Origin of the sequence: Stenotrophomonas pavanii, from assembly GCF_900101175.1 — a bacterium.
In the GTDB taxonomy this organism is placed as follows: Bacteria; Pseudomonadota; Gammaproteobacteria; order Xanthomonadales; family Xanthomonadaceae; genus Stenotrophomonas; species Stenotrophomonas pavanii.
Genome location: NZ_FNFQ01000001.1, coordinates 72812 through 87065, shown reverse-complemented (window position 1 = coordinate 87065; position 14254 = coordinate 72812). Strand labels below are relative to the sequence as shown.

At 68.0% G+C, this 14254-nt stretch carries 10 protein-coding genes; 3 read left to right on the top strand and 7 right to left on the bottom strand.

The features are described from left to right. Positions 1-2 precede the first annotated feature (2 nt). Positions 3-1277 carry an efflux RND transporter periplasmic adaptor subunit gene (locus tag BLS66_RS00460; protein WP_049465818.1) on the bottom strand — a complete coding sequence of 425 codons (1275 nt, stop codon included), beginning with the start codon at positions 1275-1277 and terminating at the stop codon, positions 3-5. Then, positions 1277-1933, bottom strand: coding sequence for a TetR/AcrR family transcriptional regulator (locus BLS66_RS00455; RefSeq protein WP_049465820.1), 657 nt, complete (start codon positions 1931-1933; stop codon positions 1277-1279). Before BLS66_RS00455 ends, BLS66_RS00460 begins: the two co-directional genes overlap by 1 nt. Before the next feature lie 250 nt (positions 1934-2183). Between BLS66_RS00455 and BLS66_RS00450 the strand changes: the two genes are divergently transcribed. The 3 genes from BLS66_RS00450 (at position 2184) to BLS66_RS00440 (ending at position 9117) form a co-directional block, all read left to right on the top strand. Further along, positions 2184-7160: an NAD-glutamate dehydrogenase gene (locus BLS66_RS00450; protein WP_074724855.1), complete on the top strand. Its 4977-nt coding sequence runs from the start codon at positions 2184-2186 to the stop codon at positions 7158-7160. A 191-nt stretch (positions 7161-7351) separates the two neighbouring features. Next, positions 7352-8125 (top strand): NAD kinase, encoded by a 774-nt coding sequence (locus BLS66_RS00445; protein WP_049465824.1) that lies wholly within the window; start codon positions 7352-7354, stop codon positions 8123-8125. 47 nt (positions 8126-8172) lie between these two features. After that, a complete protein-coding gene (locus BLS66_RS00440; protein ID WP_019660382.1) occupies positions 8173-9117 on the top strand; it encodes a 5'-nucleotidase in 945 nt (314 codons plus the stop codon). 51 nt (positions 9118-9168) lie between these two features. On the opposite strand, the gene BLS66_RS00435 is transcribed toward BLS66_RS00440, so the two are convergent. The 5 genes from BLS66_RS00435 to BLS66_RS00415 are packed head-to-tail and all read right to left on the bottom strand — an operon-like array spanning position 9169 to position 14244. Then, complete coding sequence (locus BLS66_RS00435; protein ID WP_074724854.1) at positions 9169-9720, bottom strand: DUF2939 domain-containing protein; 552 nt, start codon at positions 9718-9720, stop codon at positions 9169-9171. A 42-nt stretch (positions 9721-9762) separates the two neighbouring features. Continuing rightward, positions 9763-10755 (bottom strand): aldo/keto reductase, encoded by a 993-nt coding sequence (locus BLS66_RS00430; protein WP_074724853.1) that lies wholly within the window; start codon positions 10753-10755, stop codon positions 9763-9765. Continuing rightward, positions 10755-11441 (bottom strand): DUF2461 domain-containing protein, encoded by a 687-nt coding sequence (locus BLS66_RS00425; RefSeq protein ID WP_049408575.1) that lies wholly within the window; start codon positions 11439-11441, stop codon positions 10755-10757. The genes BLS66_RS00430 and BLS66_RS00425 overlap by 1 nt, the downstream gene beginning before the upstream one ends. Next, positions 11438-12877, bottom strand: a complete 1440-nt coding sequence (sbcB, locus tag BLS66_RS00420) for an exodeoxyribonuclease I (protein ID WP_057493210.1) — start codon at positions 12875-12877, stop codon at positions 11438-11440. Before sbcB ends, BLS66_RS00425 begins: the two co-directional genes overlap by 4 nt. Then, on the bottom strand, positions 12877-14244 hold the full coding sequence (locus BLS66_RS00415) for an FAD-dependent oxidoreductase (RefSeq protein WP_049465833.1): 1368 nt from the start codon (positions 14242-14244) through the stop codon (positions 12877-12879). Before BLS66_RS00415 ends, sbcB begins: the two co-directional genes overlap by 1 nt. Positions 14245-14254: the final 10 nt, after the last annotated feature.

Below are 14254 nucleotides of genomic sequence, written 5' to 3'. Positions count from 1 at the left end.
CGTTACTGCTTGTTCGAATCGGTGGCGGCCGGCTTGGCCGCATCGGCCTGCTCGGGCTTGGCCGCGTCGGCCGGTGCCTGGCCCGCGGCCGGCGCTGCCGCAGCCGCGGCCGGTGCAGCGCCGCCTGCGGCCGGCTTGCCGCTGGCGTCCTGCCCCGGGGTCCACGGCTTGGCCACGGCCGGTGCACCTTCCTTGACCTTCTGCACGCCGGCCACGATCACCTTGTCACCGGCGGCCAGGCCGTCGCTGACCAGCCAGTTGCCGTTCTGCGCGCCATCGGTCTTCACGTTCTTGCGCACGACCTTGCCGTCGGCGCCGACCACCATCACGTAGCCGCCGTTGGTATCACGCAGCAGGGCCTGCTGCGGCACCAGATAGGCGTTGTTGCGCTCGCCCAGGTTGGCCTGGAAGCTGACGAAGGCACCCGGCAGCAGGATCTGCTGCGGGTTCGGCAGCAGCGCACGCAGCGACACCGCGCCGGTGGCCGGATCGACCGTGGTCGAAGAGAAGTCCAGCGTGCCCGGCTCGCTGTAGGTGCTGCCATCGGCCAGCTTCACGGCCACCGTGGCCTTGCCGTCGCCGGACAGCGCCAGCGCGCCCTTGGCCTGCTGCGCACGCAGCTGGGTCAGCTCATCCACGCTGAGCGAGAAGTTCACATACAGCGGGTCGAGCTGGTCGACGGTGGTCAGCAGGGTCACATCGCCCTGGCCGACCAGCGCGCCCTCGGTGACCTGCTGCTTGTTGGCCACGCCACTGATCGGCGCGGTCACTTCGGCGTAGCCCAGGTTGATCCGCGAGGAGGTCACTGCCGCTTCGGCCTGCTTGACGGCGGCCAGGGCGGTGCGCTCGGCCGATTCAGCGTTGTCCAGGTCGGACTTGGAGACGAACTGCTGCGGGGCCAGCGAGCGCGCGCGATCGGCGGCGACCTTGGCGTTGGCGTAGGTGGCGCGGGCCGAGGCCAGCTGGGCCTCGGAGGCGTTGAGCGAAGCACGCAGCGGCGCCGGGTCGATCAGGAACAGGGTCTGGCCCTGCTTGACCTGCGAGCCTTCCTGGTAGACGCGCTTGAGCAGCACGCCCGGCACGCGCGCGCGCACGTCGGCGCTGCGGAACGGCGACAGGCGGCCGACCAGCTCACGCTGCAGGGGCAGGGTCTGCGGCTTGGCGTCGATCACGCCCACCTCCGGCGGCGGGGGCGTCTGCTGTTCCGGCTTCTTGCAGGCAGCCAGCGCGACAGCAACGGCGCACGTCAGGGCAAGGGTGCGGAGTGGGGCGGTCATCAGGAGGAACTCCGGGGTTGGTTTGTAGACGGGGCCGGCGACGGCTGTGGCGCGAACGCGCGCAGGAAGCTGTCGACGGAGAACTCTGCCCAGCGCCGACGCAGCAGTGCGTCATCACGATGGGGCGTATGGAAGCGCTGTTTGTCGAAATCCTGACCGGCGATCATGCTCAGCAGCAGTTCGGCCATGAAGTGCGGGTCGTCATGCCGGAGCTGGCCTTGCATGCAAACGGTTTCAATCCATTCAGCAAGATGAAGCGTCAGCGCGCCGGCACCGTGCCGGTAAAGCGTACGCGCCTCTTCGGGAAACTGGGACGCCTCGGCGGCGATCAGCCGGCAGGCCTGGCCCACGTGCGGTTGGTTGAAATGCTCCAGGAAGTCGGTGGCGAACTGGAGCAGGCTGGCACGCAGGTCGTCACCGCGGAGTGCACGAAGCATGGCCCCGGTGGCGTGGCCGACATGGCGCTGCATCACCCGGCGCAGCAGTTCCTGCTTGCTGCCATAGCGCGAATACAGGGTCTGCTTGGAACAGCCGGCCTGCTGGGCGACCGCCTCCATGCTCATCTGCATGCCCTGCCGGGCGAGCAGGTCGCGCACGGCATCGAACACGCGCTGGTCACGCGCGTCGAGGGCAACGGGGAGGTAGGCCGGGTTCACGCGGTGGACTATACCGTCCAGTTCAGGATTGTGGAATGCAATCCGCGTCGCCGCGTGTGTCTTCCGGTAACACGTTTTGCCGATCCTGCCGGCAGTGCCGAAATGGTCGCCACGCCCATACCGGTGCGAACTGAATAGGCGTCTAAACCGCAGCAAACCCGAATCTGCTTATTCCGTCCTGCAGCAAGGCCTTTTCGCGCCGTAGGGCTACAATTTCATTTTCCCAACTGAGCAAGCGCATCGCTCTGCCATGAAACCGCAAAAAACCGCAGCCAAGACCGTGAAAAACAAGACGAAACCAGCAGAGTCGGAGGTCGCAGTGACCGCTGGTTTCTCCCTGGAGCCGGTGTACACGGCCTTGCGCAAGCGCTACCCCGCGGCCGCACAGGCCGAAGCAGTGGCCTTTGCCACTGACTTCTACAAGCGCATGGAGTCGGACGAGTTCCCGCACCACAGCGCTGAAGAGTGGGCCGCTCTCGCGGCTGAGACGCTGGAATTCGCCCGTGCCCGCAAGGCCGGCAAGGCCAACGTCCGCGTGTTCAATCCGACCGCGAAGGCCAACGGTTGGGAATCGCCGCACACGGTGCTGCAGATCGTCAACGATGACATGCCGTTCCTCGTCGATACGGTCACCATGTCGCTGGCCGAGCAGGGCGTGGGCGTCCACGTGCTGGGCCACCCGGTGCTGCGCTTCACCCGCGACAAGGCCGGCAAGCTGGTCAAGGTCGGCGAGGGCGATGCCGAGTCGGTGATGCTGCTGGAGATCGACCGTCAGCCGGCCGACGCCATGGCCGCCATCGAACAGGCCATCAACAAGGCGCTGGACGAAGTACGTGCGATCGTGCGCGACTGGCAGCCGATGAAGGACAAGGCGCTGGCGCTGGCCGACGACCTGGGCAGCCGCCAGCTGCCGGTCGACGCGGCGTCGCGCAAGGAGGCGCAGGAGTTCCTGCGCTGGGCTGCCGACAACCACTTCACCTTCTTCGGCTACCGCGAGTACCGCGTCGAGAAGCAGGGCAAGGAAGAGGTGCTGGCGCCGCTGAACGACACCGGCCTGGGCCTGATGCGCGGCAAGGACAAGTCCGCCGCCCGTCCGGTCAAGACCCTGGCCGCGCAGGGCCTGAACACCACGTCCGGGTTGAAGGACGCGCTGATCCTGACCAAGACCAACGCCCGTTCGCGCGTGCACCGCGCCGGTTACATGGACTACATCGGCGTGCTGGAATTCGACGCCAAGGGCAAGATCATCGGCGAGCAGCGCTTCCTCGGCCTGTTCACCTCCAGCGCCTACAACCGCCGCCCGTGGGAAATCCCGCTGGTGCGCCAGCGCCACGAGCACGTGATGAAGCAGTCGGGCCTGGCCCCGGCCAGCCACAGCGGCAAGGCCCTGCGCCACATCCTGGAAACCCTGCCGCGCGAAGAGCTGTTCCAGTCCAGCGAGGACGAACTGTTCCGCACCGCGATGGGCGTGCTGGGCCTGCAGGAGCGCGTGCGCAGCCGCCTGTTCCTGCGCCGCGACAAGTACAGCCGTTTCATCTCCGCGCTGGTCTACCTGCCGCGCGAGCGCTTCAACACCGACGTGCGCCTGCGCATCGAAGCGATGCTGAAGGACGCACTGCACGGTGAGTACGTCGACAGCTCGGTGGTGCTGGGCGAATCGCCGCTGGCGCAGGTGCACCTGATCGTGCGCCCGAAGCCGGGTGAGATGCTCGACGTCGATACCGCCGACCTGGAGCAGAAGCTGGCCCAGGTGCTGCGCAACTGGCAGGACGACCTGCGCGAAGCGCTGGTGGCCCGCCACGGCGAGACCGAAGGCCTGCGCATCGCCGCCCGCATCGGCAAGGCACTGCCGGCCGGCTACATCGAAGACAACAGCACCGCGGTTGCCGCCAACGATGTCAGCCAGCTCGATGCCCTGACCGGCCCGGACGACCTGCGCCTGAGCCTGCAGGCCGTGCCGCGCGAAGGCGGGGATGGCCTGCGCCTGAAGCTGTACCGCCAGCTGGACGACATTCCGCTGTCGGACGCGCTGCCGATGATGGAGAACATGGGCCTGCGCGTGATCGCCGAGCGCCCGTACCGCCTGACGGTCGACAACGCCCCGGTGTACGTGCAGGACTTCGAGGTCGAGTCGACCGCCGGCGCGATCGATGCCGCCAGCGTCGACGAGGCTTTCGGCGAGACCTTCGCCCGCGTCTGGCATGGCGACGCCGAGAACGACGGTTTCAACCGGCTGGTGCTGGCTGCCGGCCTGCACTGGCGCCAGGTCGCCATGCTGCGTGGCTACTGCAAGTACCTGCTGCAGACCGGCGTGCCGTTCTCGCAGGCGTACGTGGAAGGCACCTTCGCGCGCTACCCGCTGCTGGCACGCCTGCTGGTGGAACTGTTCGAAGCCCGCTTCGATCCGGCCACCGGCCACGAGAGCAAGGATGACATCGCCGCCGGCCAGGCCCAGTTGAAGGCCCACTTCGATGTGCTGGCTGCTGGCGACGACGCCACGCTGAAGGTGCTCAAGAGCGTGGTCGATGCCCGCAAGGGTGACCGCGGCGCGCAGATGCAGGCCGCGCGCGATGCGCTGCTGAAGCTGATGGACCGCGTGTCCAGCCTGGACGAGGACCGCATCCTGCGCTCGTTCATGGGCGTGATCGACGCGACCCTGCGTACCAGCTACTACCAGACCGATGCCAACGGCCAGCACGGCCATGTCATCAGCTTCAAGTTCGATTCGGCGCTGGTGCCGGACCTGCCGAAGCCGCGCCCGTACCGCGAGATCTTCGTCTACGGCCCGCGCGTGGAAGGTACCCACCTGCGCTTCGGCGCGGTCGCCCGTGGCGGCCTGCGCTGGTCGGACCGTCGTGAGGACTTCCGTACCGAAGTGCTGGGCCTGGTCAAGGCACAGATGGTCAAGAACACCGTCATCGTGCCGGTCGGCGCGAAGGGCGGCTTCTTCGCCAAGACCCCGCCGGTGAACGGCGACCGTGATGCGATCTTCGCCAACGGCGTGGCCTGCTACAAGCTGTTCATCCAGGGCCTGCTGGACATCACCGACAACATCGTCAACAACAAGATCGTGCCGCCGGTGGATGTCGTGCGCCACGACATGGACGATCCGTACCTGGTGGTGGCGGCCGACAAGGGCACCGCGACCTTCTCCGACATCGCCAACGGCCTGGCCATCGCGCACGGCTTCTGGATGGGCGATGCGTTCGCCTCGGGTGGCTCGGTGGGCTACGACCACAAGGGCATGGGCATCACCGCGCGCGGCGCGTGGGAATCGGTCAAGCGCCACTTCCGCGCCCTGGGCCGTGACAGCCAGAGCCAGGACTTCACCGCAGTCGGCGTCGGCGACATGTCGGGCGACGTGTTCGGCAACGGCATGCTGCTGTCGCGCCACATCCGCCTGGTGGCTGCATTCGACCACCGCCATATCTTCCTGGACCCGAACCCGGACGCGGCCACGTCGTTCGTCGAGCGCGAACGCCTGTTCACCCTGCCGCGTTCCAGCTGGGCTGATTACGACACCAAGCTGATCAGCAAGGGCGGCGGCGTGTACCCGCGCAGCCTCAAGTCGATCGAGATCACCCCGCAGGTGCGCGAAGCGCTGGGCCTGGACGAGAACGTCAAGGCGCTGTCGCCGAACGATCTGATGAGCGCGATCCTGAAGGCTCCGGTCGACCTGTTGTGGAATGGCGGCATCGGTACCTACGTCAAGGCCGCCAGCGAGCAGCACAGCGATGTCGGCGACCGCGCCAACAACGCGCTGCGCGTGAACGGTGGCGAGCTGCGCTGCAAGGTGGTGGGCGAGGGCGGCAACCTGGGCATGACCCAGCTGGGCCGCATCGAGGCTGCCCAGGCCGGCGTGCTGCTCAACACCGACTTCATCGACAACTCGGCCGGCGTCGATACCTCCGACCACGAAGTCAACATCAAGATTCTGCTCAACGATGTGGTGCGGGCCAAGAAGCTGACCGTCGAGCAGCGCAACAAGCTGCTGGCGTCGATGACCGACGAGGTCGCCGAGCTGGTGCTCAACGACAACTACCGCCAGAACCAGGCGCTGAGCCTGATGGAGCGGATGGCGGTCAAGCGCCTGGGGTCCAAGCAGCACTTCATCCGCACCCTGGAACAGCAGGGCCTGCTCGACCGCCAGATCGAGTTCCTGCCGTCCGATGCCGAGCTGTCGCAGCGCAAGGCACGCGGCCAGGGCCTGACCCGTCCGGAGCTGTCGGTGCTGCTGTCCTACTCCAAGCTGGTGGCGTTCAACCAGCTGCTGGATTCGGACATTCCGGAAGATCCGTACCTGTCCAAGGAGCTGCAGCGCTACTTCCCGACCCCGCTGCAGAAGAAGTACGCCGACGCGATGGAGCGTCACCGCCTGAAGCGCGAAATCATCGCCACGGCCGTGACCAACCAGACCATCAACCGCATGGGCGCCACCTTCCTGATGCGCATGCAGGAAGACACCGGCCGTTCCATCGCCGAGGTTGCCAAGGCCTACACCATCAGCCGCGAAACGCTGGATGCACGTGCACTGTGGGCGCAGATCGACGCGCTCGACGGCAAGGTGCCGGAGTCGGTGCAGATCGACGCACTGGAAGTGATCTGGAAGCTGCAGCGTTCGTTCGTGCGCTGGCTGCTGTCGCGCCCGGGCGCGATGCCGGGCATCACCGAGGCGGTCAACCGCTACCAGGGTCCGTTCAACGACATCCGCGTTGCTTCGGGCGTGCTGCCGGATTCGCAGCGTCCGACCTACGAAGCCCTGGTGGCCGAGTGGAAGGAAAAGGGCCTGCCGTCCGCGCTGGCGCAGCAGCTGGCCGAACTGCACTTCCTGGAGCCGGCGTTCGACATCATCGAGCTGGCCCGTACCCGCAAGCTGAAGCCGGTTGACGTGTCCAAGGTCCACTTCCGCCTGGGCGATGCCCTGCAGCTGCCGTGGCTGTTCGAGCAGGTCGACGCGCTGGAGGTCAACGGCCGTTGGCATGCGGTGGCACGTGGCGTGCTGCGTGACGAACTGGCGGCCAACCACCGCAACCTGGCAGGCCAGGTGCTGGGCACCAAGGGTGGCAGCGCCGAAGCCAAGGTGGCGGCCTGGATGGGTCGCGATGACAACAGCCTGCGCTTCACCCTGGCGATGCTGGCCGAACTGGCCGAGCAGAAGACCCTGGACTACCCGACCGTCTCGGTCGCGGTGCAGCGCCTGGGCCAGCTGGCCGCGCATGGTGCGTAAGTGAAGTAGTGCCAGGCCATGCCTGGCATGCGTGAACCGGAACGGCCCCGCGAAAGCGGGGCCGTTCTGCATTGCCGGGTAGTGCCGGCCGCTGGCCGGCAATCGCATGAACCGCAACCGGCTGCTGTTGCCGGCCAGCGGCCGGCACTACCGGGTATGCTCTTGCTGGCACACCCCACCCGGATCCACCGATGAGCGACACCCCCCGCATCGCTTTCCTGGCCAGCACCACCGAACCTGCGCAGATGGCCCGCGCGGCGATGATTTCGCGTTATGGCGATCACACCCCGGAGCAGGCCGACGTGCTGTGCCCGCTGGGCGGCGACGGCTTCATGCTGCAGACCCTGCATCGGCACGGGCACCTGGGCAAGCCGGTTTTCGGCATGAAGCTGGGTACCGTCGGCTTCCTGATGAACCAGTATCGTGGCGACGACGACGTGCAGGCCCGCATTGCGCGCGCCGAACCGGCCAACCTGCGCCCGCTGGAAATGGTGGCGCTGACCGAATCGGGCACCAGCACCGGTTCACTGGCCTACAACGATGTCTCGCTGCTGCGCCAGACCCGCCAGGCTGCGCATATCGGTATCGACCTCAACGGCCAGGAGCGCGTCGCCGAACTGATCGGCGATGGCGTGCTGGTGGCCACCCCGGCCGGCAGCACCGCGTACAACTACTCCGCGCATGGCCCGGTACTGCCGCTGGGCTCGCACACCATCGCGCTGACGCCGTTGGCGCCCTATCGCCCGCGGCGTTGGCGCGGGGCGATCCTGAAGGCGGATACCGAGGTGCGCTTCCGCGTGCTCGATCCCTACAAGCGTCCGGTCAGTGTCACCGCTGATTCGCACGAGACCCGCGACGTGGTGGAGGTGACCATCCGCGAGTCCAGGGACCGCCGCGTGACCCTGCTGTTCGACCCGGAGCACAACCTGGAAGACCGGATCCTGAGCGAACAGTTCGTTTTTTGAGGACAATAGGCGGCCGGCCGTGCCGACCGCTTGAAGGACCCCCACCGATGGGCGACAACTCCCCCCGTTTGCTGACCGTCGCGGTGACCTCGCGCGCGCTGTTCGACCTCGAAGAAAGCCACGCGCTGTTCGAGAGCGATGGCGTGGCGGCCTACGCCGAGTTCCAGCGCCAGCACGAGGACGACATCCTCGGCCCCGGCGTGGCCTTCCCGGTGGTGCGCAAGCTGCTGGCGCTGAACCAGGGCGCCAGCCCGGAGAATCCCCGGGTCGAGGTGATCCTGCTGTCGCGCAACTCGGCCGACACCGGCCTGCGCATCTTCAACTCGATCCAGCACTACGGCCTGGGCATCATCCGCGCGACCTTCACCGCCGGCGAGCCGACCTGGCCCTACGTGAAGCCGTTCGGCACCGATCTGTTCCTGTCGGCCAACCCGGAATCGGTGCGCAGCGCGCTGCGCCATGGCATCGCAGCGGCGACCATCCTGCCCAAGCCGCCGGGCGAGACCGCGGCCGCAGCAGCCGACCAGATCGACATCGGTCGCCCGGCCGGCCAGCTGCGCATCGCCTTCGACGGTGATGCGGTGATCTTCGGCGACGAGAGTGAGCGCATTTCGCGCGAGCAGGGCGTTGAAGCGTTCGGCCGGCACGAGCGCGAACGGGCCCGCGAACCGCTCAGCGGCGGCCCGTTCCGGGGCTTCCTGTCGGCCCTGCATACGCTGCAGGAAGTGTTCCCGGCCGGCGAGAGCGCACCGATCCGCACCGCGCTGGTGACCGCACGTTCGGCGCCGGCGCATGAACGGGTGATCCGCACGCTGCGCGAGTGGGGCGTGCGACTGGACGAAGCGCTGTTCCTCGGCGGCCGCCACAAGGGGCCGTTCCTGCAGGCGTTCGGTGCCGACATCTTCTTCGATGATTCGCAGCACAACATCGACAGCGCCCGCGAGCATGTGGCCGCCGGCCACGTGCCGCACGGCGTCGCCAACGAGGGCTAGGGGCTGTCGTTGCCGACCCTGGTCGGCATTGCCGTCAGTCCACGGGTCCGGTCAGGGGCTGGCGGACAGCCCCAGCTGCAGGTCCACCACCTTCCAGCGCAGGCCCTGCGGCTCCAGCACCACCTTCAACGGCGGCTGGCCGGGGCCGCGATCGACATCGATCACGAAGCGGTCGAATGACTCGAAATGGTGTTCGGCCTGCTTCAGGGGCTGTGCCGGCTCGGTCGGGCCGAACGCATCGCCGCCCTGCAGCTCATTGCGGCCGCGCTTCCACAACACGTGGCCCTGCAGCATCGCGCCGATCCCGGTCGGGGTCACCAGGGTGTCCACCGCAGCGCCACCGAGCTGATCACCCAGGCCGTAGAGCAGGGCGCCGAACGGGCTGGCCGCCACCTCGGGGCCGGCCTGGCGCACCAGGTAGTCATTGAGCTGCGCGCGCAGGCTGCTGCGCACGCGCGGGAAGTCGACGTAACGTTCCAGGCGCGCGGTGTCGCGCTGCTCGATGGCCTTGGACAGGCCGTTGACCGTCAGGTACGGGCCGCCGAACCACCAGGCCACCAAGGCCAAGACCAGCAGCACCACAAGCGCGGAGAGTTTCTTCATGGCGACCAGACTGCCGCAACCGCGGCAGTACCGGGTGAAGACTTACTGACTGGGCGAACCCTGTCCGTCGCCGAAGGCCTCCACCAGCTGTCGGCGCTCGGTCGGGCTCAGCGCCTCCACGCGTGTTGCCAGCACCTCGTCCAGGCTGCCGATGCGGGTGGTGCCGAGGATGCCGCTGGCCACGCCGGGATGCCCCAATGCATAGGCGAAGGCGGTCTGCGCCGGACGCTGGCTGCGGATCGCGGCCACTGCCCGGCGCATCTGGCGGGCACTGCGCATCAGCTGGCGGCTGCTGGGCTTCAGCCAGGCGCGCGCCAGGTACCAGCCATCGGCCAGCCGTGGCAGGCGCGGGCGTGCGGGCAGCAGGTGGCCCTGCGCCAGCACGGTCCCGGCCAGCACGCCGATGCCCACCGCCTGCAACTGGTCGATCAGCGGTTCGCGGTCCTGCTGCAGGGCGTTGTAGTCCAGCAGCACCACATCGAAGGCGCCGGGATGGGCGATCATCCAGCGCAGGGTCGAGGCCGAGTGGGTGTTGATGCCGGTGTGCCGGATCAACCCGCGCTCGCGCAGGCGCTGCAGCGCGGCCAGCAGATCGTCGTTGATGTCGTGCTCGCTGGCGCCATGCAGCTGGTAGATGTCCAGGTGATCCAGGCCGAGGTTGCGCAGCGACGCCTCGCAGCTGGCGGTGATGGCCGCGGGCGAGAAGTTGCGCTGCTCGGCACCGCTGATGCCGGCCTGGCCGGTCAGCGTGCCGCCCTTGCTGGAGATCACCAGCGCGTCGCGCGGGTACTGCTTCAGCAACGGGCGCAGGATGCGGCCCAGGCGCGGCTCGGCATGGAAGCCGGAATAGTTGTGACCCGTATCGAGCAGATTCACGCCGTGGGCGAGCGCATGTTCGACCACGGCGGCCGCCTCATGCTCCGGGAAGCGGCGATGGCCCCAGAAGCCGGAGCAGCCCAGGCCGATCGGTGAAACGGCCAGGCCGGTGCGGCCGAGCACGCGCCGCTGGCGGGCCAGCGGAAGATCCTGCGACATCAGAACTCCAGATCCAGCGCGGCGCACAGGTAATCGACGAACGGACCGAGCGCGGCCAGGTCCTTGCCCAGCGTGGACAGCAGGCGTGGGCCGGTCATGGTGGCGTCGTCCAGCGAGCGCCACATCACCCAGTTGCGGTGCTTGAGGTCGTCGATGAACTCGAAGTCGGCGGGGAAACCACGCGGCGGACGCACCAGCTTCTCGCTCTCCTCGAAGTCGAAGCGCTTGCGCAGGGCCGGTGCATGCGCGGCGGCCTTCCAGCTGCCCGGGTTGTCGAGGATGAAGTGGCGCACGCGGCGCTGCGTTTCCGGCTCTGGATGCCACAGGCCGGCACCGACGAAGCTCTCGCCCGGCTGCAGGTGCACGTAGAACGACGGCGCGGCCACCTCGCGGCGGCGCTCATGGAACAGGCGTGCCCCCTGCCAGGTCTTGTACGGCGACTTGTCGTTGGAGAAGCGCGCGTCGCGATGGATGCGGAACAGCGAGCCGCCGACGCCGCGGGTATCGGCACGGAAGTGTTCGCTGACCTCGGCCAGGGCCGGCTGCAGGTCGCCCAGCAGGCGCAGGAACGGCTGCCGTACGTGGTCTTCATACTGCTGGCGGTGGTCGTTGAACCAGGCCTTGTCGTTGTGCCGCGCCAGGCTGCGCAGGAACCTGAAACTGGCGTCCGAGAAGTAGGTGCTCACAGTGTCTCCTGCAGGTGCTGGCCCCAGTCGCGCAGCGATTGCAGCAGGGCCTGGCGCCGCGCATCGTCGGGCGCTTCGGCGGCCAATGCATCGAGCTGCTGCCGGTACTGGGGCAGGTTGAGTTCGCCCAGCCCGCCGTCGCCGAGCAGGCGCTGGCGGCGGTAATCCTGCCAGCGCTGGCGTTCAGCCGGCGCGAGGCTGCCGGGATGGTTGCGCGCGCGGTAGCGGAACAGCAGTTCCGGCAGGCGCGGGTCGCGGAAGCGGCCCTCCAGCGCGGCCAGCTGCTCCGGCGCGGTGGTGCGGGCGAGGGCAAGCAGCGGCTTGTCGCCGTTGCCGAGGAAACCGTCGTACAGCGAGGCGTCAACGTCGGCCACGGTGGCGGCGCGGGGCTGGTTGTAGACCTGGCGGGCCTTCTCGGCCAGTTGCGGCGCAAACGCGCGCAGCCGTTCCACCTTGGCCTCGATCGCGGCCACGTCCAGGCCGAGGCGCGCGTGGTCATCGGCGCGCAGGTGGTTCCAGGCGATCAACGCCGGCACCTTGTTCAGATGCACCTCCTTCAGCGGCACCCGTGCGACGCCCTCGGGCAGCTCGCTGGCGCGCAGGTACAGGCGCTGCGCGATCACCTCGGCCGGCAGTGCCAGCAGATCGTCGATGTCACCGTCCAGGTCGAACACGATCACCCGGTTGTTGATGGTCGGGTGCACGGCCAGCGGCAGCACCGGCGCCGCGCACAGGCGGCTGGCGGGATAGCGCATGGAAACATGCAGCACCGGCTTCATCGCGGCCACGTCCAGCAGGCCGCCGACGAAGCGCTTGTCGCGCAGCTTCAGTGCGTAGTCCCACAGCCGTGGCTGTGACTGCTTGAACAACCGCGCCATGCCGATGGTCGCGCGCACGTCCGACAGCGCCTCGTGCGCATCGCCTTCGCGAACGTTGTTGGCTTCGGCCAGGTGTTCGAGCTTGAACGACGTCGCGCCGTCCTCGCGCAGCGGCCACTGGATGCCCTCGGGCCGCATCGCCCGCATCAGCCGCAGCATGTCCAGCAGGTCCCAGCGCGAATTGCCGTTGCGCCACTCGCGTTCGTACGGGTCGTGGAAATTGCGGAACAGGCCGTAGCGGACGAACTCATCGTCGAACCGCAGCGTGTTGTAACCCAGTGCGCAGGTGCCGGGGCGCGACAGCTGTTCGTTGATGCGGTCGAAGGCCTCAGCCTCGCTGATGCCCTCGGCCAGCGCCTGTTGCGGGGTGATGCCGGTGACCAGGGTGGCCATCGGCGAGGGCAGCAGGTCATCGGCCGGCCGCACGAAGAAGCTGACCGGCGTGTCGATCTCGTTGAGATCGGCGTCGGTGCGGATGGCGGCGTACTGCGAGATGCGCGTGCGCCGCGGGTCCTGGCCGAAGGTTTCCAGGTCGTAGAACAGGAAGCTGTCGGCCATCAGTGCGCGCCCTCCAGGACCGGCAGCTGCGCGTGGATCTGCGCTTCCAGCGCGGCCCAGTCGATGTTGTCCAGTGAATCATGGCCGGTGGTGGCGGCCACCAGCATGTCGCGTTGCAGTTCGGTGCGGCGCAGCGCCTCGGCGTACGGCGTGTGCAGGAAGGTGACCATCGTGTAGTGCGGCACGAAGCGGGTCGGCCAGCGCCGCTGCAGTTCCTGCTCCAGTTCGCGCTGCAGCAGGAATGCGGGATCGGCGACGCGGTCGCGCATCTCCAGGTAATTTTCCAGCGCCATCTGCTGGATGGCACGTGCATTCGGCTTGCGCTCGGCTTCGAACGCGGCGAACGCACCTTGCAGGTCATCCGCGTCCATCAGGTGGCGGGCCAGTGCGACGCAGTCCTCGAACGCGCAGTTCATGCCCTGGCCGTGGAACGGCACCATCGCGTGGGCGGCATCGCCGATCAGCACGGCGCGCCCCTGCTGGTGCCAGCGCTCCAGGGTGAGCGTGCCAAGCAGGCCCGGCGGGTGTTGCTCCCAGTCGGCGCGCAGGTTGGGGATCAGCGGCAGCGCATCGGCGAATTCGCGCGCGAACAACGCCTCGGCCTGCGCACCGGTATTGACCGTCGCGAAGCTGGGATCGCCCTGGTTGGGCAGGAACAGGGTGACGGTGAAGGTGCCTTCGTGGTTGGGCAGGGCGATGCACATGTAGTGGCCACGGGGCCAGATATGCAGTGCGTTGCGCTCGATGCGGAAGCCACCGTCGGCGGCCGGCGGGATCTCCAGCTCCTTGTAGGAGTGGTCGAGGAAGGCGATGTCCTCGCCCAGCGGCGCGCGCCGGTTCATCGCCGCGCGCAGCGCCGACCCTGCGCCGTCGGCACCGATCAGGGTATCGAAGTGGATGTCGTGCGGACTGTCGTCGCGATCATCGATGAAGCGCGCATGGCCAGCATCGAAATCAACGGTGTGCAGGCGGCGGTGGAAGTGCACGGTGGCGCCGGCCCGTTCGGCCAGCTCCAGCAGCGTGGTGTTCAGGTCACGGCGGTGGATCGACCAGATCACCTCGCTGTCGTCGCGGCCGTAGCGTTGCAGCTGCGGCGCGCCGTCGCGCGGGTGCACCATGCGGCCGCGCATCATCACCGCGCGCGCCATCACTTCGTCTTCCACGCCGGCCTGGCGCAGTGCATTGCGCCCGCGCTCGGCCAACGCCAGGTTGATCGAGCGGCCGCTCTCGTAGTCGGCCACGCGCGGATCACCGCGGCGTTCGTACAGGGTGATGCGCCAGCCCTGCCGTGACAGCAGGATGGCCAGCAGGGACCCGGCGAGGCCGGCACCGATAATGCTCAACGAGCGGGAAGCGTGTGCGATCAACGAACTGTCC

Coding starts and splice junctions, on each gene's coding strand:
- BLS66_RS00460 (WP_049465818.1), bottom strand. CDS start 1,277: ATGACCGCCCCACTCCGCACCCTTGCCCTGACGTGCGCCGTTGCTGTC.
- BLS66_RS00435 (WP_074724854.1), bottom strand. CDS start 9,720: ATGAAGAAACTCTCCGCGCTTGTGGTGCTGCTGGTCTTGGCCTTGGTG.
- BLS66_RS00440 (WP_019660382.1), top strand. CDS start 8,173: ATGGGCGACAACTCCCCCCGTTTGCTGACCGTCGCGGTGACCTCGCGC.
- BLS66_RS00445 (WP_049465824.1), top strand. CDS start 7,352: ATGAGCGACACCCCCCGCATCGCTTTCCTGGCCAGCACCACCGAACCT.
- sbcB (WP_057493210.1), bottom strand. CDS start 12,877: ATGGCCGACAGCTTCCTGTTCTACGACCTGGAAACCTTCGGCCAGGAC.
- BLS66_RS00450 (WP_074724855.1), top strand. CDS start 2,184: ATGAAACCGCAAAAAACCGCAGCCAAGACCGTGAAAAACAAGACGAAA.
- BLS66_RS00430 (WP_074724853.1), bottom strand. CDS start 10,755: ATGTCGCAGGATCTTCCGCTGGCCCGCCAGCGGCGCGTGCTCGGCCGC.